The sequence below is a fragment of the Pedobacter sp. NJ-S-72 genome, from assembly GCF_053890575.1.
Genome location: NZ_CM132681.1, coordinates 5,697,546 through 5,717,336, shown reverse-complemented (window position 1 = coordinate 5,717,336; position 19,791 = coordinate 5,697,546). Strand labels below are relative to the sequence as shown.

At 38.3% G+C, this 19,791-nt stretch carries 23 protein-coding genes, 1 tRNA gene and 2 pseudogenes; 16 read left to right on the top strand and 10 right to left on the bottom strand.

The window, feature by feature from the left end; translation table 11 throughout:
• Window positions 1–25: 25 nt before the first annotated feature.
• Complete coding sequence (locus ACWYN3_RS37595; RefSeq protein WP_456218752.1) at window positions 26–688, top strand: hypothetical protein; 663 nt, start codon at window positions 26–28, stop codon at window positions 686–688.
• Window positions 689–1,049: 361 nt separating this feature from the next.
• On the opposite strand, the gene ACWYN3_RS37590 is transcribed toward ACWYN3_RS37595, so the two are convergent.
• On the bottom strand, window positions 1,050–1,907 hold the full coding sequence (locus tag ACWYN3_RS37590) for an enoyl-CoA hydratase/isomerase family protein (protein WP_456218751.1): 858 nt from the start codon (window positions 1,905–1,907) through the stop codon (window positions 1,050–1,052).
• Between the two features lie 67 nt (window positions 1,908–1,974).
• Between ACWYN3_RS37590 and ACWYN3_RS37585 the strand changes: the two genes are divergently transcribed.
• On the top strand, window positions 1,975–2,235 hold the full coding sequence (locus ACWYN3_RS37585) for a hypothetical protein (protein WP_456223347.1): 261 nt from the start codon (window positions 1,975–1,977) through the stop codon (window positions 2,233–2,235).
• Complete coding sequence (locus tag ACWYN3_RS37580; RefSeq protein ID WP_456218750.1) at window positions 2,193–2,369, top strand: winged helix-turn-helix transcriptional regulator; 177 nt, start codon at window positions 2,193–2,195, stop codon at window positions 2,367–2,369. Before ACWYN3_RS37585 ends, ACWYN3_RS37580 begins: the two co-directional genes overlap by 43 nt.
• A 287-nt stretch (window positions 2,370–2,656) precedes the next feature.
• Here the strand turns inward: ACWYN3_RS37580 and ACWYN3_RS37575 are convergent, their stop codons facing one another.
• The 7 genes from ACWYN3_RS37575 to ACWYN3_RS37545 all read right to left on the bottom strand — a co-directional run bounded on the left by ACWYN3_RS37575 (window position 2,657) and on the right by ACWYN3_RS37545 (window position 6,643).
• On the bottom strand, window positions 2,657–3,097 hold the full coding sequence (locus ACWYN3_RS37575; RefSeq protein ID WP_456223289.1) for an alpha/beta fold hydrolase: 441 nt from the start codon (window positions 3,095–3,097) through the stop codon (window positions 2,657–2,659).
• 47 nt (window positions 3,098–3,144) lie between these two features.
• Window positions 3,145–3,489 carry a hypothetical protein gene (locus ACWYN3_RS37570; protein WP_456218749.1) on the bottom strand — a complete coding sequence of 115 codons (345 nt, stop codon included), beginning with the start codon at window positions 3,487–3,489 and terminating at the stop codon, window positions 3,145–3,147.
• 133 nt (window positions 3,490–3,622) lie between these two features.
• Window positions 3,623–4,750, bottom strand: coding sequence for a helix-turn-helix domain-containing protein (locus tag ACWYN3_RS37565; protein ID WP_456218748.1), 1,128 nt, complete (start codon window positions 4,748–4,750; stop codon window positions 3,623–3,625).
• Window positions 4,751–4,979: 229 nt separating this feature from the next.
• Window positions 4,980–5,708, bottom strand: a complete 729-nt coding sequence (locus ACWYN3_RS37560; protein WP_456218747.1) for a DUF4143 domain-containing protein — start codon at window positions 5,706–5,708, stop codon at window positions 4,980–4,982.
• Window positions 5,674–6,120, bottom strand: a complete 447-nt coding sequence (locus tag ACWYN3_RS37555) for an AAA family ATPase (protein ID WP_456218746.1) — start codon at window positions 6,118–6,120, stop codon at window positions 5,674–5,676. Before ACWYN3_RS37555 ends, ACWYN3_RS37560 begins: the two co-directional genes overlap by 35 nt.
• Window positions 6,121–6,125: 5 nt before the next feature.
• Complete coding sequence (locus tag ACWYN3_RS37550) at window positions 6,126–6,338, bottom strand: AAA family ATPase (protein ID WP_456218745.1); 213 nt, start codon at window positions 6,336–6,338, stop codon at window positions 6,126–6,128.
• Window positions 6,339–6,569: 231 nt separating this feature from the next.
• Window positions 6,570–6,643 (bottom strand) — tRNA-Ile (locus ACWYN3_RS37545).
• 66 nt (window positions 6,644–6,709) lie between these two features.
• Between ACWYN3_RS37545 and ACWYN3_RS37540 the strand changes: the two genes are divergently transcribed.
• The 4 genes and pseudogenes from ACWYN3_RS37540 to ACWYN3_RS37525 all read left to right on the top strand — a co-directional run bounded on the left by ACWYN3_RS37540 (window position 6,710) and on the right by ACWYN3_RS37525 (window position 9,322).
• Complete coding sequence (locus ACWYN3_RS37540) at window positions 6,710–7,210, top strand: HAD family hydrolase (RefSeq protein WP_456218744.1); 501 nt, start codon at window positions 6,710–6,712, stop codon at window positions 7,208–7,210.
• Window positions 7,189–7,350, top strand: coding sequence for a hypothetical protein (locus ACWYN3_RS37535; RefSeq protein WP_456218743.1), 162 nt, complete (start codon window positions 7,189–7,191; stop codon window positions 7,348–7,350). Before ACWYN3_RS37540 ends, ACWYN3_RS37535 begins: the two co-directional genes overlap by 22 nt.
• Complete coding sequence (locus tag ACWYN3_RS37530; RefSeq protein WP_456218742.1) at window positions 7,351–7,686, top strand: Mpo1-like protein; 336 nt, start codon at window positions 7,351–7,353, stop codon at window positions 7,684–7,686.
• Between the two features lie 116 nt (window positions 7,687–7,802).
• A pseudogene (locus ACWYN3_RS37525) lies at window positions 7,803–9,322 on the top strand (catalase).
• A 350-nt stretch (window positions 9,323–9,672) separates the two neighbouring features.
• On the opposite strand, the gene ACWYN3_RS37520 reads toward ACWYN3_RS37525, so the two are convergent.
• Entirely contained in the window at window positions 9,673–10,158 is a 486-nt protein-coding gene (locus tag ACWYN3_RS37520; RefSeq protein ID WP_456218741.1) for a proline dehydrogenase family protein, read from the bottom strand.
• A complete protein-coding gene (locus ACWYN3_RS37515; RefSeq protein ID WP_456218740.1) occupies window positions 10,121–10,753 on the bottom strand; it encodes a proline dehydrogenase family protein in 633 nt (210 codons plus the stop codon). Before ACWYN3_RS37515 ends, ACWYN3_RS37520 begins: the two co-directional genes overlap by 38 nt.
• A gap of 200 nt (window positions 10,754–10,953) precedes the next feature.
• Between ACWYN3_RS37515 and ACWYN3_RS37510 the strand changes: the two genes are divergently transcribed.
• The 9 genes and pseudogenes from ACWYN3_RS37510 to ACWYN3_RS37470 all read left to right on the top strand — a co-directional run bounded on the left by ACWYN3_RS37510 (window position 10,954) and on the right by ACWYN3_RS37470 (window position 19,737).
• Entirely contained in the window at window positions 10,954–11,160 is a 207-nt protein-coding gene (locus ACWYN3_RS37510) for an RNA-binding S4 domain-containing protein (RefSeq protein WP_068402357.1), read from the top strand.
• Window positions 11,160–11,699 (top strand): 3-dehydroquinate synthase, encoded by a 540-nt coding sequence (locus tag ACWYN3_RS37505; RefSeq protein ID WP_456218739.1) that lies wholly within the window; start codon window positions 11,160–11,162, stop codon window positions 11,697–11,699. The genes ACWYN3_RS37510 and ACWYN3_RS37505 overlap by 1 nt, the downstream gene beginning before the upstream one ends.
• Window positions 11,692–12,225, top strand: coding sequence for a 3-dehydroquinate synthase family protein (locus tag ACWYN3_RS37500; protein WP_456218738.1), 534 nt, complete (start codon window positions 11,692–11,694; stop codon window positions 12,223–12,225). The genes ACWYN3_RS37505 and ACWYN3_RS37500 overlap by 8 nt, the downstream gene beginning before the upstream one ends.
• The gene (locus ACWYN3_RS37495) at window positions 12,215–13,120 is read left to right on the top strand and encodes a sterol desaturase family protein (protein WP_456218737.1); all 906 of its coding nucleotides are present in this window, start codon (window positions 12,215–12,217) and stop codon (window positions 13,118–13,120) included. Before ACWYN3_RS37500 ends, ACWYN3_RS37495 begins: the two co-directional genes overlap by 11 nt.
• A 328-nt stretch (window positions 13,121–13,448) precedes the next feature.
• The gene (locus ACWYN3_RS37490; RefSeq protein ID WP_456218736.1) at window positions 13,449–14,282 is read left to right on the top strand and encodes a prephenate dehydratase; all 834 of its coding nucleotides are present in this window, start codon (window positions 13,449–13,451) and stop codon (window positions 14,280–14,282) included.
• 62 nt (window positions 14,283–14,344) lie between these two features.
• Window positions 14,345–15,487: a chorismate mutase gene (locus ACWYN3_RS37485; RefSeq protein WP_456218735.1), complete on the top strand. Its 1,143-nt coding sequence runs from the start codon at window positions 14,345–14,347 to the stop codon at window positions 15,485–15,487.
• Window positions 15,488–15,557: 70 nt separating this feature from the next.
• Window positions 15,558–16,739, top strand: a complete 1,182-nt coding sequence (locus ACWYN3_RS37480) for a 3-phosphoshikimate 1-carboxyvinyltransferase (protein ID WP_456218734.1) — start codon at window positions 15,558–15,560, stop codon at window positions 16,737–16,739.
• 105 nt (window positions 16,740–16,844) lie between these two features.
• Window positions 16,845–17,939 (top strand): annotated as a pseudogene (gene aroC / locus ACWYN3_RS37475) (chorismate synthase).
• 166 nt (window positions 17,940–18,105) lie between these two features.
• The gene (locus tag ACWYN3_RS37470; RefSeq protein WP_456218733.1) at window positions 18,106–19,737 is read left to right on the top strand and encodes a S8/S53 family peptidase; all 1,632 of its coding nucleotides are present in this window, start codon (window positions 18,106–18,108) and stop codon (window positions 19,735–19,737) included.
• Window positions 19,738–19,791 lie beyond the last annotated feature (54 nt).

The window sequence follows — 19,791 nt, the reverse complement described above, 5'->3', positions numbered from 1 at the left end:
AAACGTTACTTTAATCTCTGAAAAAATGGTTTCTATGAAATTTTGGAAAGGTTTTAATATATTTTGGATCACCTATTTGTTGTTTTTTGCGATTGGACTGCCACTCATTCTCCATTACGCAGGAAATCTTCACCTAAGTGATTTTGAGATGATTAACACATCATCTGCCAGCGAAGCATTCGTTTTGCTTGGCGCGGGCACGGCACTTTGGTTCATCGTATTTATTTATTACATCAAGCAATTTTTGATTAATCCTCTTTTGAAAAAAAATGACATTATTAGTTTGCTGGAGCATGATGAAAAAAGAAAAGGAACGGTTTCGGAAGAGTTTGAGTTTATGGACTCAAAACAGTATCAACGCCTCTTTGAAGTGGGCAATACCACTAGGATTGTGCCGGACAGAGAACTGAAACCTCCATTCATTGGAATAGAGGGGCAGATGGTGAAATCGAATGCCAAAACCATAGTGCTTAATGTGATTGGGCTGCTACTATTGATTGCTTTGGCAGCAGGAATATTGGTTTATAGCTATATAAATGAAAGCCATGGCTATGGTTGGCGGTATCTGTATTTTTGGCATCCTTACATCATGATTCCCGGCTCTTTTATTTTTTATTCAAGTTTTTTATTTGCCATTACCAATGGTATTTTTTCAAAATATTTGGGCAATTCGAAAAACCATTTATAAAATAGAAGAAAAATTTAGTAATCTGATATGGGGTAATTCCAAAAATGGATCTTTACCTAAATACTCTTAGAACTAAAAATTTGGAGGCGAAGTAATTTATTTTTTGTTTAAAAGCGAAAAAAGCCGCTTCACTTTACAGAAGAGCGGCTTTTTAAGCAGTGACCTCAACTTGGTGCTTCTCAAATCATTTCTTATCTGACTTACATTTAATTGAGGATTTAGCAAAAAAGACTGTATAGAACTCGTAATAAGTAACCTTAGTTTCCATACCTGTTTACAGTCTTTTAAAGGTGTCGTAGTTGATATTGAACTTAAGCGCTTGTAACGCTAATGTATTACAAGCATTTTTGGGAATAAACTATCAGACTAATCGCCGCAATATTTCCTCAATTTTCAATTCCCCATCAATCGTCTGCGCTCCGTTTTGCATTGCGAGACTCATAATCCCGGCTACTTTGGAGGTAAATGCTAACTTGGGCCAGCCATCATTCTCAGTTTTAAAACCCGTCGTAAAACGCTCAGGGGGTAGTACAGCTTTCACCGTTTGCATTACATGCTCAGGTAAGGAAGCAATATTTTCTGCCAGTCGGGAAACGAATGTATCTATTTCTGAATCTTTTATTGCACGGTTTATCCAACCATAACGTTCAGCAGTCTCTGCGTCAAAAAGATCCGAGCCCAAAATAATTTCGAGCACGCGTCCGCGAGGCATTTTAGATGAAAGATACTGTGTGGCGCCACCTCCAGGAATTATACCCATGAGTGCTTCGCACTGGGAAATTTTTCCATTTTCCAGAGATGCAAAACTCATATCTGCAGCTGCAACGAATTCAGCACCTCCACCCCTTGCAATACCTTTTAACTTTACAATAGTAATCTGTGGTTGATTTCTGAGCACTTCGCCCAAATTCTGAAAAATGTTCAGCCCTTCATCCGCATCATTGGCCAAATCCTCTAATACATCCTTCTCGTTGAGAATAATATTGATATCTACGTGTGCAATAAAAAAAACAGGGTTTTTGCTCTCAAATACAATTACTTTGATCAAAGCATCCTCAGAAAGATCTTTAAGTAATTGTTGCAGTTCCTTCATCATCTTACCGCTTAAAGCATTTACCGGTGCGTTGTCCAAAGAGACATTGACTACGCTGTTTGATACATTTATGTGTAATGTCCTATAGCTTTTACCTTTAAATTCTATATTTTCAATCTGTGTCATAATGAAATTTATGTTTAATTTTACTTCAAATGTAGAGCGATAAGTCATCAATACCGGAGATGCTATAATGCATCATAGCACAGCACATATTATGGAAGAAAACAAAATCATTAAACCGTATCTGTGCACTTATAAGGATAAAGAAGATATTAAATTTGCTACAGATACTTTATATGTTCTCAGCGGGAAATGGCGTATGTATGTGATCGTTGCTATTTACAATGGTCACCATCGTTATAGGGAGATTGCCAAAAATATATATCTGGAATTACTTTCGCTTTCGCTATGCTTTCCAGAGAATTGGAATCAATGGAACTTAATAAACTAATTATACGAACAGAGGATCCCGATTTTTCTAAGGATGTAAAATATACTCTTTCAGTATATTGCCAGTCACTTTATCCGCTTATTGAAAGCTTAATTGATTGGGGAAAGCAACATAGGAAGGTGATTGCAATTTAAAACTGGCAGTATTTTTCGTATCAAATAAACGACCATGTTGTTAAGAACCCAGTCGGAAGTCCAGGCAGAATACAAAAACCTATTGGCCTCAAATCATAAAACAGCCTCTAAACTACTATTAAGGACGATAATTTTTCCGGCAAAAAACAAACCCCTCTTTACGGACTGGATTCGCACAAAGTGCAGAAATCAACGTTTAGTTTGCCTAATAGATATGCTTAGGCGGTAAATGTGCCAACTAGCAATAATTGAACCAATATGAGTATTGCAGTTTCACAACAACACTCCTATGGTAGTTTTGATAGTAAAAGCTTTAAGTTTTTTAAGAAAAAAGCTGGTTCTTCCTGATGAATAAAATGGCTGGAATTGATCGTTGCAACATGCGTAAAATCTGTAACGCCATTTTTTAAAAGCTCGTGTGCATTATACCAATCCTGTGGGCTTTTGCCGTAGATAGCATTGTCATTTTTCATACTGGTGAGCACGATGACCGGGATATTGGGCAAGTTAGGTAATTTGGCAGCATATTGCATATCCTCTATCAGTTCTCGGCACTCAGTAGCAGCACCAGATTGGAAACCGAAATTAGAGGAAGCTAAACTATATAAATGGTCTTCAATAGCCTGTGTGGGTTGATTAAAATTTTCATGGCTCGGATCAACCAGCAGCAGACCAGCTGTTTTTTCAGGGTTTTTGATGGCATAATCTCTGACAATAATGCCGCCAATCGAATGTCCGACTAATACTACTTTTCTTCCGTCGGATATTTGATTGATTATCTTTTCAAGTTCAGTTCGCAGTTGATATCTCTAGGGGTTGTTCCACTGCCGGATTTTCCATAGCCGCCCCTGTCATACAGCAAAACATCCGATTGAATGTTGTTCGCCAGCACCAGAATATCGGCATTTTTGCCTGTCGGGATCCATGATTGATGACTATCACCCATACCCGATTCAAATACTACAAGATATTTTGAGTTTTTGATTACACGGTAGGTAGCGAGACTATGCGTACCGACATTTACATAGGTTTCTTTGACTTCTCGGGGACTAATTTCTTTGTCTTTCTTGCATGAAAAAAGTAAAAAGGCACTAAATAACAACATTATTTTTTTTTGCATAAACCTTATTTTTAATTGTCCCTATAGATGGTATACCTTATTGGGATCGCCAAGCAAAGTTGCAATGAATCAGGAGGTTTATTGTTCTAACTTATAAATCCGAACACCATAATTTTGATTGAAGATCGATCAGTTATTTTTTTTCTTGAACTCGGAGGGGGTTTGGCCGGTAATTTTTTTTTTTAAAGTTAGTGTTGAAAACCGTTTTAGATTTAAAGCCCGACTCATAAGCGATGCCGATTAGGTTTAGGCGATTCATTTTCGGATCGAGAATCATTTTCCTGGCTTCTTCCACCCTATACCTGTTGATGAACTGAAAAAAGTTTTCCCTGAAACCTGTATTGATAATATAGGAAAGCAGATGTGGAGAAGTTTTAAATTGCTGCGCCAATCGTATCAAGCTGACCTCATAATCAACATAGGGTTTTTCTGCATCCATCAACTGCTTAAGCAACTGAACATGCTCTGCCAACTGCTCATCGGAGAGAAGCTTCTTTTTGATCGATAATTCAGATTCAGCTATAATGGTTTCAAGCTGTTGTTTTTCTTCGCTTCGAAATGGAAATAATTCTTTTTGCTGCAAGGCATGGTGAGCGATATAGTAAACGCCAATAAAATACAGTATGGTGGAGGTGTAGTCAAATATCACAGAACCTGCTGAGATTTTAAATAGGCCATCAGCTAACCATAACACTGCAACAAGCAGTACGCATATTACTATCTTTTTTAACCAATGCAGGTTAGTATACTGTATGTTGGACACGTATATCGGAAGATTTTTTTGATACTTTATTATGCTATAAAAGGCGGCAAAACAATAGCTAAGCACTTGTAAACAAAAAATAGAATTAAATAACAACACCGTTTTTGCCAACATTTCCTTTTGATTAGGGGTATCCGATTGATCTGCCGGTAGAAAAAAAGAAAGGATAGTTAAAAACATCATCAACCCAACAAATAAAAAATGTAGGTTATCTCGCCTTCGCCATTTATAGTCAGGTTCGATATAATAAATAGTACTTAAGTAAAATACTGGTGCGATCATATAGTTTGCCAGGTAAATTAGCTCAAGAATAGGTGAATTGTCGACAAATGCGTGGGTATCTTCACTTAGAACCCCTATCTGAACGATAAAAATGAGGAGAACAAAAACACTCAGCCATCTGCTGGCCTTTAAGTTTACCTGTTGAAAATTAGCAAAAATTAATAGTGCGACCATCAATGTTGGCCCAATAAGAAGCGCTTCAATTATAGAGTTCATATAATTAACTCAAGTTGCGGGTTATAAAAGAAAAAGAAGTAAGCATCAAAAGTAAGAACTTTGGGTAGCTTCACTGATTAAAATCAGCTCCAAAATACGAAAAAAAGCCACTTTTCTCATCGAAAAATGGCTTTTTAACTTTTTGTGGGCCCTACTGGGTGCTTCTCGAACCATTTCCTGTCTGATTTATGTTTAATCAGCGATTTGGCTGACAAATGATATATAGGATTTAAAGTTCCTGCCGAACAAACCACTCCACATACTGCGGCAGAGAAGTACCGGCATAGTAAGGCAAATTCATGAGTAAATATGGTTTTTGACTCGGTGTGATCGCTTTCTCAATGTTGAAAGTACCAGCATACATACGTATAGCATAAGGATGATCTGAAGCATCTATGAACTGGTGAAGTGATTTCAGACTCCCTGTGCTCCCTGATTTTATTTCAATGGGAATAACCAAATCCTGGTGGGTAAAAAGTAAATCAACTTCTGCATTCGATTGAGATTTTTCCCTAACCCAAAAATTAGGCTTATGCGCTGAAATACTTTGAAGAGATATAAGCTCCTGTGTTACTAAATGAGGTATAACAGCACCTTTGTAAGCTCTATTCAAATCATCCATAGCGAGCATTTCTAATTGGATACCAAGAGAATAATTGACTAAACCAGTATCTAGAAACTGTAGACGTGGCGACTTCTTTAGATCTGTTTTTACAGGAGGTTGCAAATCTGTTGTAGGATAAATCAACCGTATGATTTTTGCATCATCAAGTGTTCTAAATGCTTCTCCTACCTCCCTTGATCGGTAGCTGGAATTTCCAAAACCCTGAAACTTCACACGTTCGTCGAGATACAATGGGGCGGTATCCATCAGATGTTTAATAATTTTCCTTTCCGTATCATTAGATGTATACTTCTCTACATCATTCATTTTTATAAGTCCCCCAAATACTTTCATATATCCTAGGTAAATCTGAAAGGCTCTGCTCCTGAACATCCATTTTTATTATTTCTGGCATTCCACCAATAATTGCATAACGATGAAAAGCATCCATTAACAACTTATGAGCAACTGGTTTTATTGGAACAGACTGCAAATATCCTAAGAGCTCTTGTTTACCTACGGCTTCCAGATATTCCTGGAAATTTAATGGATGGAGGTATAGAAATTCTACTCTTCCCACCGGGAAGCTTTGCACCTTTTGCATTGCAAACTCTAAAAGAGAACCAGCACTGATCACATGAAGCTCCGGCAACTCTTCATAAAAATACCGTAATAACTGGATGGCTTTTGGACTTTCCTGAATTTCATCGATGAAAAGAAGCGTATTAGCCATAGCAGATGAAGGTATGGCATGAGCTAAAAACAACGCTTCTAAAATCGTTTGAACATCGTCAAAGTCTTCAAAATAACGTCGATCGCCAGGCTTTTCAGATTGAGTATAATTCTATGCTGATAAGCTTGAGCAAAATCTCGTATCAGTGTAGTTTTCCCAACCTGACGTGCTCCTCTAATGATGAGCGGTTTACGACTATCCCTTAATTTCCAGCTATTAAGATAATTTTCAATGTTTCTTTTAAATGACATTACAGGGATGATTTTTTATTTCGTAATAAAACCAACCCAAATTTACTTAAATAATGTAACAAAACAAAGTCATATTGTCTCGTATTTCGTAACAAACCAAACTCAGTTAAAATACAGTTACATGTTTGTTACGGTTTTAGGTATAGAAAAACATAAATCTTACAGCCGACCAATAATACTTAGAAACGAAAAAAGCCGCTTCTCTTTACAGAAAAGCGGCTTTTTAAGCAGTGGGCCATGATGGGCTCGAACCATCGACCAAAAGATTATGAGTCTTCTACTCTAACCAGCTGAGCTAATGGCCCGCGTAAAATCTATTAGATTTTGCGAGTGCAATGTTACATATTTGTATCGAATTTTAAAAATACTTTATGCAAAAAATTAAAAATATAATCTTCGATTACGGAAATGTCATCTTTGAAATTGATTTCAGAATTACGCAAAACTCTCTAAAGCAATTAGGTATACCAAATATAGAAACTTTTTTCGGACACTCAGGACACCATAATTTATTTAACGATTTAGAGACCGGAGCCATCACTCCTGCCCAATTTAGAGACGGAATCAGAGAAATCGCACAAAATTCAGCGCTTACCGATACACAAATTGACGCTGCCTGGAACAGTTTATTGATCGGTGTACACCCGGATACACATAAAGTCTTACTGGAAACAAAGAAAAACTACAGAACCTTCCTTTTGAGTAACACCAATCAGATCCACTACGACTACATCATGGATTACCTTCAAAAAGAACATGACGTACCCAACAATGACCATTTATTTGAAAAAGCTTATTATTCCCAGTTAATGAAGCTTCGTAAGCCACATGTAGAAAATTTTTTGAACAAGTGCTTAAAGAAAACAATCTAAACCCCGCAGAGACGTTGTTTATAGATGACACCCCAGGTCACCTGGAAGGTGCGAAAAAGACAGGGCTGCAAACTTTATTGATGACAGAGAAGCCTGAAAACCTTGGAGCCTTCTTAAAAAGTAACGGTATATTAGCATAAATGAACGATAATCAGCAAATGCAACATCAGAAATACAAAACTTTAAAAGAATTTTACCCGTTTTACCTGCAGGAACATCAGAATACCACCAATAGGATATTACATTTCGTAGGTACCGGCCTTATCGGCCTATGCTTTATTACCGCTATGCTCTTCCATGACTTCATTTTCTTCGCTTTAATACCAGTTGTAGGGTATGGATTTGCATGGACAGGACATTTCTTTTTTGAGAAAAATAAACCAGCAACCTTTAAACACCCCTTGTTTAGCCTTGCAAGTGATTTTTTATTGTTTGGTGATTTAATGATGGGAAGACAACCTTTCAAAGTTAAATAGCTGATATTGATATTACTTATAGATCATCATAGATAATCTCTATATCACTATAGAAATTAGGTGTTGGGATACCATGTTAATACTCTCTACTTTTATAAAAGCAAAACGAAATAACCATGGAAGAAACGAACAAACCAACGCGCAAATTAACGACAGCATCCGGCAGGCCTTACGCTGAACATGAAAACACTCAGTCTGTAGGTAAAAGAGGTCCATTATTATTACAAGACTTTGTCTTACATGAGAAAATGGCTCATTTTAACCGTGAACGTATCCCCGAAAGAGTGGTACATGCCAAAGGAACAGGCGCATACGGCACCCTGACGATCACCCATGATATATCAAAGTATACAAAAGCAAAAATCTTCAATAAAATAGGTAATACCTGTAAAATGTTTTTGCGCTTTTCTACTGTAGGTGGTGAAAAAGGAAGCGCCGACTCTGAAAGAGATCCTCGTGGCTTCGCACTTAAATTTTACACCGAAGATGGTAACTGGATTTGGTAGGTAACAACACGCCTGTCTTCTTTATCAAAGACCCTAAAAAGTTTAGTGATTTCATTCATACCCAAAAACGCGATCCGAGAAGTAACCTGAAAAGCCCAACAATGATGTGGGATTTCTGGTCACTCAACCCCGAAAGTCTTCACCAGGTAATGATTTTGATGTCTGACAGAGGTACACCTTTCTCTTATCGCCATATGGATGGATTTGGTAGCCATACTTATTCCATGATCAATGCTGACAACGAACGTGTATGGGTTAAATTCCATTTTAAAACTCAGCAGGGAATTAAAAACTTTACAGGACCAGAAGCAGATGCCATGCGTACGCAGGATATGGATCACTCACAACGTGATTTAGTAGAAGCGATCGACAATAAAGAATTCCCAAAATGGACCATAAAAATCCAGGTGATGACAGAAGAAGAAGCTAAAACCTTCAGATGGAATCCTTTTGATCTTTCTAAAATATGGCCACATGGAGAATTCCCATTGATAGAAGTAGGTGAAATTGAATTAAACCAGGTACCCAGAAACTATTTCGCACATGTGGAGCAGGCTGCGTTTGCACCTTCTAACCTGATTGACGGAATTGGTTTCTCTCCTGACAAGATGTTACAGGGACGCATATTATCCTATGCTGATGCTCACCGCCATCGTTTAGGTGTAAATTATGAACAGATTCCTGTAAATGCATGCCCTTTCATGGTGAACAATTATCACCGCGACGGCCAGATGCGAATAGATGATAACGGAAATGAAGAACCTAATTACTATCCAAATAGCTTTGGGGATGTAATACCTGATCAAAGTTATAAAGAACCAGCATGGGAATTAGAATCTAATGTTGCAGACTGGTACGACAGGAATGAAGGCGAAGGCGATAATGACCACTATACACAACCAGGCGATCTTTATCGTAAAGTATTAAGCGAAGATGATCGTAAAAATCTAATCAGCAATATTGTTGGTGCGATGAGCGGCATTAGCGGCCCCAGAAGAGATCAGATTATCAACCTGCAGCTTTGCCATTGGTTCAGAGCCGATATTGGCTTAGGCATGGCGATTGCAAGCGGATTAGGCATTGACGCCAATCAGGCAATGCAACAACAGAAACACCAGGCTAAAATTTAGCTTTATAATATATTAATTAGTTTTTTTTTTCTAACCCCCTGTTTATTGAGTTAAACAGGGGGTTTTTAGTTATAGATGAATATGGATTAACCTGATGTAAATCCTATAAGAAGCTATATCAAAGGCTGTATACAACCTCTCTTTGAAACGCATCTCAAGCGGGTCTGATACGGGTCTGAAACGGGTTGACCCGTATCAGACCCGTATCAAACCCGTATCAAACCCGCTTCAGACTCAGTCGGTATATAGCTACCTTACAGGATTAACATATGATTAAACAGAATCCTTTATAAAAGAAAAACCGCCCTACATTAATTAGTAAGGCGGTTTCTCTATATAATTCCGGAAAACTATCCGTTTCTTCTCTGTTTTTCTCTTGTAATCAAATCAAGCTCTCTGCTGGTTTGTCCTGCTACTGATGTATTCTCTTGTGCACGTCTGAATAAATACGGCATAACAGACTTAATAGGCCCATAAGGCACATATTTAGCTACATTATATCCTGCATCAGATAAATTGAAACTTAAATTATCACTCATTCCCAATAACTGGGCAAAATAAACATGAGGATGATTATGATTAATCTGATGTGTATCAAGCAATTCTGCTAAAACCCGGCAGCTTGCTTCATTATGCGTACCACAAACTACACCAATCTGCTCAATATGAGCTACACAGTAAGTAATTGCCTCATCGTAGTCTCTGTCTGTAGCCTCTTTATCTGGCTGGATCGGCGAAGCATAACCTCTTTCGGCTGCTCTTTTACGTTCCTTTTCCATATAAGCACCACGAACAATCTTAGTACCCAGAATAAATCCTGCTTTTGCAGCTACCAAATGGTCGGCCTTTAAATGAGCAAAATTTATCATGGCGGTATAATTGATAAGTATTATATACAATCAGTTTCTCTTTATTAAACAGAATCATCATGTCTAAAGCCAAAGCATCAATAGTATCCTGAATCCAGGTCTCTTCTGCATCAATCATCACAGGTACATTTTTTTCAAATGCTGTCCTGCAAATACGCTCACAACGGTGTTTTACCCTTTCAAACTCTTTTTGCTCGTCAGCCGAAAGCTCAGCTTTAGCATCCATTTTTTCCAGTAAAGCGAAACGTCCGATACCTGTAACTTTAAAAACAGTAATAGGTACACGCTTATCTCCTGCTGCACGATCTATCGTTCTGATAATCTCAGCACAGGTAAAATCAAATACATGTTCCTCATCTTCCCCCTCAACAGAGTAATCTAAGATCGTACCTACTTTACCATCGGCCAGCAGAGCGACAGTATGCTCGCATTCGGCAATAGTCTCGCCACCGCAAAATTGTTTGAAGATTGTTGCTTTGATAATTCCCTGAATCGGTAGTCCGATGTTCAGGAATAAATTTGTCACAGGTGGCCCCACCTGAGTCAAAAAATTGCTACTCATTATTTTGAATAACCAGTATGCGCTGTTTAGTTCTGATTTCGATTTATTACGAAAAGCTATCTCCGTATTGTCAAAATTTAGTTTTTTCCCTGGGGATACTTGCATTTGGATTGATATATTAGTCAAACGGACGCAAAAATATAAATTCCGGGACTATCATTTGCTAAACCCTTTATAAATAATTGTAAATTTGCAGTACAATGATAGAATTTAAATTAGAAGGCGAATTTATTCCCCTTATTTCTTTGTTAAAAGCTACCGGACTTGTTCAAAGTGGTGGTGAAGCGCAAACAGTAGTAGAAGACGGTCTGGTTAAATATAATGGCAATGTAGATTACCGGAAGCGTCTGAAAGTACGCATCGGTGACGTTGTTGATTTTATGGGCAACCAAATTAAAATAGTATAATGAATAAACTGGAAAGTGCTGGTCACAATATATATTTTGATACCAGGTTAGCACCATTAGCAGAAATCATCGAAAACGGAAAATACAGCAATGTATTTGTTTTCGCAGACAGGAATACGGCTGAACTATGTTTACCTGTATTCAGAGAGATGCTTGATGATTTCAGCGGATTTGACCTGATCGAGACTGATCCTGGTGAAGAGAACAAAAACATTGATTTTTGTATCGGCATCTGGAAAACTTTACTTGATTTTGGAGCAGACCGCAAATGCCTGGTGATTAATTTAGGTGGTGGTGTGATTACGGATATGGGTGGATTTGTTGCCTCTACGTATAAACGCGGGGTGGATTTCATTAATATCCCAACTACTTTGTTATCACAGGTTGATGCCTCTGTAGGTGGAAAAACTGGTATTGACATCGATAATGTAAAAAATATGGTCGGTACTTTCAGTTTACCACAAGCTGTATTCATTGAAGCAGAATTTTTGAAAACCTTACCACAAAGGGAACTGCTTTCAGATTTCAGAAATGATTAAACACGGATTAATTGTAGATCAGGAATACTATCAGCAATTAAAGGCAGCGGACTATAAAAACATTACAACTGCTGCAATACATCGTTCAGTAGAGATCAAAAATGAGGTTGTAACCGCCGATCCGCAGGAAAAAGGTTTACGCAAGATCTTAAACTTTGGTCATACGATCGGGCATGCTGTAGAGAGTTATTCATTGAGCAAAGATAAAAAACCACTGACCCATGGTGAAGCAATTGCCATAGGGATGATATGTGAAGCTTATCTTTCTCATAAAAACAGTACGCTTACAGCAGAAGAACTGGAAGAAATACGTCAGTATATTTCCAAAGTATACCCTGCTTATAAAATTAAAGAGAAATCGTTCGCCCAACTTTCTGTATTAATGCAGAGCGATAAGAAAAATGAACATGGTAATGTACTGTTCTCATTATTGCAAAGCATTGGAAAATGCACCTATAACTGTAGGGTTTCAGAAAGCGACATCGTCGGGAGTTTGGAATATTACAATTTAACTTATGCTAAATGATCCTAGAAATATAACCCTTTCACTCCTGTTCGGCCTGTTGATTCTCATCTCCATCGTGGAAATGTATATCAGCTACATGCATGACAGGAAGCTATATGCCAAAAAAGATACGTGGACTAACGTATACCTGATGGGGTTAGCCTTTTTAATCAATATATCAACAAAAACAGCAACTTTTTTTTTGCTGAATTACTGTTATCAGTTCCGGTTATTCGAAATCAAAAATATATTTGTTTACTGGATAGTTCTGGTATTTGCTCAAGACCTGTTGTACTGGATACTCCATACTTCAGGTCATTATATCAGGTTTTTCTGGGCGATGCATGTCACACATCATTCATCTCCATTGTTTAACCTGACTACAGGATTCCGGTCTACTGTGTTTGAACCGCTATATCGTGTATTCTTTTATCTGCCACTGGCATTTATGGGTTTCACGGCTATAGATATATTGTTTGCCTATCTGGTTACACAATTATATGGAAACCTGGTACATACACAAGCGGTCGGAAAATTACATCCGATCATAGAATATTTCCTGGTTACCCCTTCTCATCACCGGGTACACCATGCCAGTAATATCCGCTATCTGGATAAAAACATGGGTATGGTCCTCATTATCTGGGACAGGATGTTTGGTACTTTTCAGGAAGAACTGCCTGAGGATGAGATTGTATATGGCCTGACTCATCAACCAGAAGACACAGGGCCTTTAAATATTGTATTTCACGAATTTAAAGCCATGACAGCCGATATGAAACGCGCACCAGGGTTAAAAAATAAACTCAGGTATATGTTTAATCCTCCGGGATGGAGCCATGATGGAAGTACACAGATCGCTAAAGTGATGCAAAAGGAATTAAAAGATGCCGAACAACATCAAAAAGCAGGCTAAAATCACGCCGCCTTATTGTTCCGCATGCCCATTCCAGATGCCTGAGCCACAATAAATAATTTTTTAAATTAAATTTGACAAATTAAATTTTGTTGCTACATTTGAAAAAACAAATAATAAAAATACAGGATTCTGTTTTCAGCATCCACCACATAAAAAAATGAGAAACATCACTACATATTGGTTTAGCTACTTCTACTACTTTAGTAAGAGCCGGGACTGATATGCAATCAAAAGAAACAACATAAATTGTATATGAAAAGTCCCGGCATCCTGCCGGGACTTTTTTTTTTTTTTAAAGCAAAAATTAACGCAGAAGATTAATAAGATGAAAAAAGTAACAAGAGTCGCAATACAAGGTATCAAAGCCTCCTTTCATGAAGAAGCTGCTTTCAAATTCTTTGGTACTGACATTAAAACTGTCGAATGCAATTCCTTTAAACAAACATGTGAAGTGCTTGAAGCACGGGAGGTTGACTACGTAGTGATGGCTATTGAAAACTCTATTGCCGGTAGTCTTTTACCAAACTACACGCTGATCAGAGAATACAATTTTGCAGTTACAGGAGAAGTTTATTTACCTATACAATTGCACTTAATGGCCCTGCCGGGTGTAAAACTGGAAGATGTAAAATTTGTTACTTCTCACCCTATTGCCATCCGTCAGTGCATTGATTTCTTTGACGAGTTTCCTCATCTTAAAGTAGTGGAAAGTGTTGATACAGCTGCTTGTGCAAAAAAGATCAGAGACGAACAATTAACTGATACAGTTGCCATTGCAAATACATTAGCTGCCGAGCTTTATGGCTTAAATATAATAGAGAGAAGAATTGAATCCAACAAAAAGAATTACACCCGCTTTTTGATTCTTAAAAACGATAAAACTGAAGATTTGACCGATATCAACAAAGCTTCCATCTGTTTCCAGGTCGGCAACCATGTAGGCGCACTATCTAAAGTACTGAACATCTTCGCAGAACAGAATGTGAATTTAAGCAAGATCCAGTCTATGCCAGTTTTAGGCAAAAGAAGTGAGTATTATTTCTATGTAGATATGGAATGGACAGAAAATGAAAAGTATGACATCGCAATCCGTAAAGCACTGAAATACACAGTAAACTTTAACATAATGGGCGAATATCTAAAAAATGACATCGCCTAGATTACAACAAAAATAACTATATAAAATATTTAACACATACCCACATTAAAATCCCCCTCATCATGAAATTAAACTTAAACATTCAGCCATTATCGAGCTGGATCAACGTGAAAAACGAGCCACTAATCATCTCTGGACCATGTAGCGCAGAAACTGAAGATCAATTATTATCTACAGCACATTTATTAGCTGCAACAGGTAAAGTATCTGTGTTAAGAGCAGGAATCTGGAAACCACGTACCCGTCCGGGAGAATTCGAAGGAATCGGAAGTATTGGTTTAGAATGGTTGAAAAAAGCTAAAGCCGAAACCGGATTACCAACAGCAGTAGAAGTAGCTAACGCTAAACATGTTGAAGAAGCATTAGCAGCTGGCGTAGACATTTTTTTATGGATCGGTGCAAGATCAACAGCTAACCCGTTCACAGTACAGGAAATTGCTGACGCTTTAAAAGGTGTTGACATCCCTGTATTGGTTAAAAACCCTGTAAATCCAGATATTTCTTTATGGATTGGTGCTTTAGAGCGTATCAACAATGCAGGTATCACTAAATTAGGTGCAATTCACCGTGGTTTCTCTTCATACGAAAAAAGCTCTTTCCGTAACGAACCAATGTGGGAACTGGCTATCCAGTTAAAAACACTTTGCCCTGAATTACCAATCATTAACGACCCTTCACATATCTGTGGAAACCGTGAACTGATCCCTTACATCGCACAAAAAGCGCTTGATCTTGACATGCAGGGATTAATGATTGAGTCACATATTGACCCTTCTGTAGCATGGACTGACGCTAAACAACAGGTTACTCCTGCTGCTTTAGAAGAGTTGATTGCTAAATTAAGCTTACGTGATCCAGAATCTAACAACGAAGCCTTTGCTGATAAATTAGCTGAATTATTACGTAAACAAATTGATAAAATCGATGATGTTATGCTTCAGAAATTAAGTGAGCGTATGGCTATCGTTGAGAAAATCGGTCAGTACAAAAGAGATAGTAAAGTAACCATCCTGCAGGTTAACCGTTGGGATGAGATCCTTAAAAAAGGAACTGCTTTTGCAAAAGCACTTAAATTAGATCTTGGTTTCACAGAGAAATTCTTAGAACTGGTTCACGGTGAATCAATCAGAAAACAAACTGAGATTATGAACGAAGGTAAAACTGAAGAGGAAATCGTTGAAGCTTCAGCAGCTGTAAAATCTTAATCATTAGTATTTACGGGAGATTTTCTAAGAAATTCTCCCGTAAATCCTGAATTCAAAAACATAAATACTAATGAGAAAGAATGCAGTTGTTTCCTTTAAGGGACAAAAGGATATCCATGCAACTATTAACCTGACGGGTTCTAAAAGTGAGAGCAACAGGGCTTTGATTATTGCTGCAATAAGTAAAGGGTTGGTGAAGGTGAATAACCTGTCTGACGCTGCTGATACAGTAACATTAAACAGAATTCTTGCCGATTTAAACAATGCTAACAAAGAAGAAAGAAAGACTGTAGATGTAGGCCATGCCGGTACTGCAATGCGCTTTCTGACAGCTTATCTGTCTACTATTCCTCAGCAGTTTTTGCTTACTGGTTCATCCAGGATGCAGGAACGCCCTATCGGAATCTTAGTAGATGCTTTAAAAAGTCTGGGTGCGGATATTTCGTACGCAAAAAACGAAGGTTTTCCTCCCTTGTTGATCAATGGAGGTTTAAATAATGTACGTGCCGAAGTTTCCATCAAAGGAAATGTAAGCAGTCAGTATTTATCGGCCTTGCTGATTGTTGCACCAAAACTGCTTGCTGGTCTTTCGCTGAATATCGAAGGCGGATTAACTTCAAGACCTTATGTAGAAATGACGCTGGCTTTATTAGCTTCGGCAGGAGTTTCACATAGCTGGAAAGGTGATAATATCTATATAGGCCCACAACAATATCAGGAAGCTACTTTGACAGTAGAACCTGACTGGAGCGCTGCTTCTTACTGGTACAGCATTGCTGCGCTGGCAGATCAGGCAGCTATTGAACTGCCTAACCTGAAAGAAGAAAGCCTGCAGGGTGATAGCAAAATCCAGGAAATCATGGTTGCCCTTGGTGTAAATACACAAAGGACAGCTGATGGCATAGCTTTATTAGCCAGTAAAAATGAACCACAACCTAAAGAAATCCTAAACTTAAAAGACTGTCCTGATCTCGCCCAAACTATTATTGTTTGCGCAGCAGCGAAAGGGCTGAACCTTGCTTTCACTGGTCTGGAAACGCTTAAAATCAAAGAAACCAACAGAATTCTGGCTTTACAGAATGAACTGGCTAAAATTGGCGTTATTTTAAATGAAGAAAACGAGGTATATACTTTAAATTGTGAAGGATTAAACTTCCCTGAAAAGGTATGTTTTGAAACTTATGATGACCACAGGATGGCTGGCTATGGCATTTGCGCCGTTAAGTTTACTGATCAAAGAAGTAGAAATTGAAGATTTTCAGGTTGTTGAGAAGTCATATCCTGATTTCTGGAAACATTTGCAAAAAGCAGGTTTCACAGTTCAGGAATTATAACATACACCATTTAAATTAAAAATATGGCAGGGAATACCTTCGGACATTTATTCAGGATCTCAACTTTTGGAGAATCACATGGTGAGGCTATTGGTGTTATCGTAGATGGCTGTCCTGCCGGACTGCCCATTGATCTGGAATTTATCCAGTCGGAATTAGATAAACGTCGTCCGGGACAATCAAAAATCACTACGCAACGCAAAGAAAGTGACACGGTACAAATCTTATCAGGAATTTTTGAAGGACAAAGTACTGGTACACCGATTGCACTTTTAATCCCGAACGAAGATCACCGTTCTAAAGATTATGAGCACAATAAAACTGTTTATCGTCCTTCGCATGCAGATTATACTTATGATGCTAAATATGGTATCCGCGCGATCACCGCGGAGGCGGGCGTTCATCAGCCAGAGAAACTGCTGCACGGGTAGCGGCAGGTGCTATTGCCAAGTTATTACTTGCGCATTATGGTATCGGCATTTTCGCCCATGTATCTGCTGTAGGTACAATTAATGCACCTAACCTGGAAGCATTACCTATTGCTGAATTATTAGCTCAGCGTGAAGAGAATATCGTACGTTGTGCAGACCCGGCTACAGCAAATGAAATGATTGAATTTATTGACAGCGTTAGAAAAGACGGCGATACAGTAGGTGGAAAAATCAGTTGCATCATTCATAACTGCCCACCGGGATTAGGGGAACCAGTTTTTGATAAACTGCATGCTGATTTAGGCAAAGCCATGTTAAGCATCAACGCGGTACATGGCTTTGAATATGGCTCAGGATTTTCAGGAAGTGAGATGAGGGGATCAGCACATAATGATATCTTCCTGACTGATGGAGACAAAGGGCCAAAAACACTGACCAATTTTCTCTGGTGGTATACAAGGAGGAATTTCTAATGGTATGGAAATTAACTTTACTGTAGCTTTTAAACCGGTAGCGACCATTATGCATAATCAGCAAACCGTAAATGCAGCAGGTGAAGCAGCAGAGATTAAAGGAAAAGGAAGACATGATCCATGTGTGGTGCCAAGAGCAGTAGTTATTGTTGAAGCGATGGCAGCTTTAGTACTTGCTGATCAGTTACTCAGAAATAAATCGACCAGGTTATAAGTTAATAAATCTACTCTAATTCAAACGCCCTGTTATCTAAAAAATAACAGGGCGTTTTTTTTATGTTAAATCTTTCACTTTAACTACCTTAATTTAAATTAAATGAATATTTATTTCTATTTTACAGTTATCTATTAAGTACCATCTAATCTATAAAACAAAAACTATGAAAACCAAAACAAGCAAAATGGCGATCCTATGCGCCACATTATTAGTCGCTCTGGCATCCTGTCGCAAGGATAACCTCTCTAACAACAATCAGGATCCTGCTCACCAAAAAGACAAACTGTATACCGTGCAGGAGATTAATGCAGTAATTCAATCCAGTCTGCAAAAAAAAAATGGCAGGTTTAACTGGCAGGAACAAAGTGATGAGCTATTATTCAGCGCGATCATGCATGGAGATAGTTTAGTTTCTGTAGGCTATGGAAATCCGCAGACCAATAGCAACACCAATACCGAAAGTATTAATTCCGAACCACAATTAACCAATATCAGTTTATCAGAAGCCAGAAGAGCTGGTGTAAATATTGATGGTATCAAAACGGAAATCTTACAGCAGGTAAGAAACGATGAAGGAATTAAATCCAATGCTGTTACTACTGAGTCTTATAAGGATGTACTGCAATATGAAAGTCCCGTACTAACTAATATGGTGATCAAAATAGGCAAATTAAGCACACTCCAGGATCTGCGTAAATCAAAAGCAATCCGTTATGCAGAACCAGCTGAATATAATAGGAACTTAATAAAGAGTACAACTGCTAAAACAGAAAGTCTGAGCTCTGGTGGTGGCGACCCTGCTGAACTTCCAGGCTGGTTCATTCAGGGCAGCGGAGAACCATTAATTCCTAAAAGTTATGGTGATCAGAAGATTCCTGAAGCCTGGAAAGTAAGTACGGGTAAAGGGATTACTATCGGCTTAATTGACAATGGTATTTATCAGTCACAAACAGCATTTACCTCAACTGAATTTGGTTCGGGAAGAAGTATTTCACTATTTGGTACGTTCAAGGGCAATTCATCGGGTTCAAACGATGGTGTTTATGCAACCTCAGATGATATGACTATCGGTCATGGTACAGGTATGGCTACTCTAATTTCTGCACCGAAAAAAGCGAAACTTCCTGTAGGGATTGCTTATAGCTGTAATCTGATCAGCTATAGAGGAACAGATTTTGTGGCTTTATGGAGTTCAAAACAACAACAAGGTGTTGCTAGTGCCCTGACTAAATTAGCAGATAATGATCAGGTAAAGATTATATCCATGTCAAATGGCTGGATTTTCGACATATCTGTTTTGGCAGATGCGGTAAAATATGCTAAAGGTAAAGGCAAACTGATTTTCGCTGCTGCCGGAACTTCTATCAAACCAATTGATCTGGGCTTCATCGTTATTGATATCCCTAAAAGTGTTGGTGTTATATTTCCAGCTTCAATGAGTGAAACAGTAGCTGTTACTGGTACAGATTACAACGAAACCGGAAAACTGGTAAGCTGTAAAGAGTGTCATGAAGGAGATAAAGTTTATTTTACAAGTACTACAGCTACTTCGCCAGGTGTGAATAACGCTGTACCGGTTTATAATGAAACACCCGGTAAATATGGTTTCTCAGGATCTTCTTCTGCAGCGACAGCAATTAATGCAGGTATTGCGGCATTGGTATGGTCTGCTCACCCAAGCTGGAATAGCAAACAGGTATTACAGAGAATGGTAGAATCCGCAAAGCTATACCCTAACAAAGATTCAAAACTGGGTTATGGACCAATCAATGTTTTAAAGGCAGTACAACCTTAAGGCCTGATTTCACCCTGAAAAAGACAAAGCCTGGTTCTTCAAGAGAACCAGGCT

Bases quoted from the DNA above. Each gene is read 5' to 3' on its own strand.
- ACWYN3_RS37480 (WP_456218734.1), top strand. From the start codon at position 15,558: ATGAGAAAGAATGCAGTTGTTTCCTTTAAGGGACAAAAGGATATCCAT.
- ACWYN3_RS37570 (WP_456218749.1), bottom strand. From the start codon at position 3,489: ATGCAAAAAAAAATAATGTTGTTATTTAGTGCCTTTTTACTTTTTTCA.
- ACWYN3_RS37495 (WP_456218737.1), top strand. From the start codon at position 12,215: ATGCTAAATGATCCTAGAAATATAACCCTTTCACTCCTGTTCGGCCTG.
- ACWYN3_RS37590 (WP_456218751.1), bottom strand. From the start codon at position 1,907: ATGACACAGATTGAAAATATAGAATTTAAAGGTAAAAGCTATAGGACA.
- ACWYN3_RS37585 (WP_456223347.1), top strand. From the start codon at position 1,975: ATGCATCATAGCACAGCACATATTATGGAAGAAAACAAAATCATTAAA.
- ACWYN3_RS37500 (WP_456218738.1), top strand. From the start codon at position 11,692: ATGATTAAACACGGATTAATTGTAGATCAGGAATACTATCAGCAATTA.
- ACWYN3_RS37540 (WP_456218744.1), top strand. From the start codon at position 6,710: ATGCAAAAAATTAAAAATATAATCTTCGATTACGGAAATGTCATCTTT.
- ACWYN3_RS37530 (WP_456218742.1), top strand. From the start codon at position 7,351: ATGAACGATAATCAGCAAATGCAACATCAGAAATACAAAACTTTAAAA.
- ACWYN3_RS37565 (WP_456218748.1), bottom strand. From the start codon at position 4,750: ATGAACTCTATAATTGAAGCGCTTCTTATTGGGCCAACATTGATGGTC.
- ACWYN3_RS37515 (WP_456218740.1), bottom strand. From the start codon at position 10,753: ATGAGTAGCAATTTTTTGACTCAGGTGGGGCCACCTGTGACAAATTTA.
- ACWYN3_RS37510 (WP_068402357.1), top strand. From the start codon at position 10,954: ATGATAGAATTTAAATTAGAAGGCGAATTTATTCCCCTTATTTCTTTG.
- ACWYN3_RS37560 (WP_456218747.1), bottom strand. From the start codon at position 5,708: ATGAAAGTATTTGGGGGACTTATAAAAATGAATGATGTAGAGAAGTAT.
- ACWYN3_RS37485 (WP_456218735.1), top strand. From the start codon at position 14,345: ATGAAATTAAACTTAAACATTCAGCCATTATCGAGCTGGATCAACGTG.
- ACWYN3_RS37470 (WP_456218733.1), top strand. From the start codon at position 18,106: ATGAAAACCAAAACAAGCAAAATGGCGATCCTATGCGCCACATTATTA.
- ACWYN3_RS37580 (WP_456218750.1), top strand. From the start codon at position 2,193: ATGCTTTCCAGAGAATTGGAATCAATGGAACTTAATAAACTAATTATA.
- ACWYN3_RS37595 (WP_456218752.1), top strand. From the start codon at position 26: ATGGTTTCTATGAAATTTTGGAAAGGTTTTAATATATTTTGGATCACC.
- ACWYN3_RS37505 (WP_456218739.1), top strand. From the start codon at position 11,160: ATGAATAAACTGGAAAGTGCTGGTCACAATATATATTTTGATACCAGG.
- ACWYN3_RS37550 (WP_456218745.1), bottom strand. From the start codon at position 6,338: ATGTCATTTAAAAGAAACATTGAAAATTATCTTAATAGCTGGAAATTA.
- ACWYN3_RS37490 (WP_456218736.1), top strand. From the start codon at position 13,449: ATGAAAAAAGTAACAAGAGTCGCAATACAAGGTATCAAAGCCTCCTTT.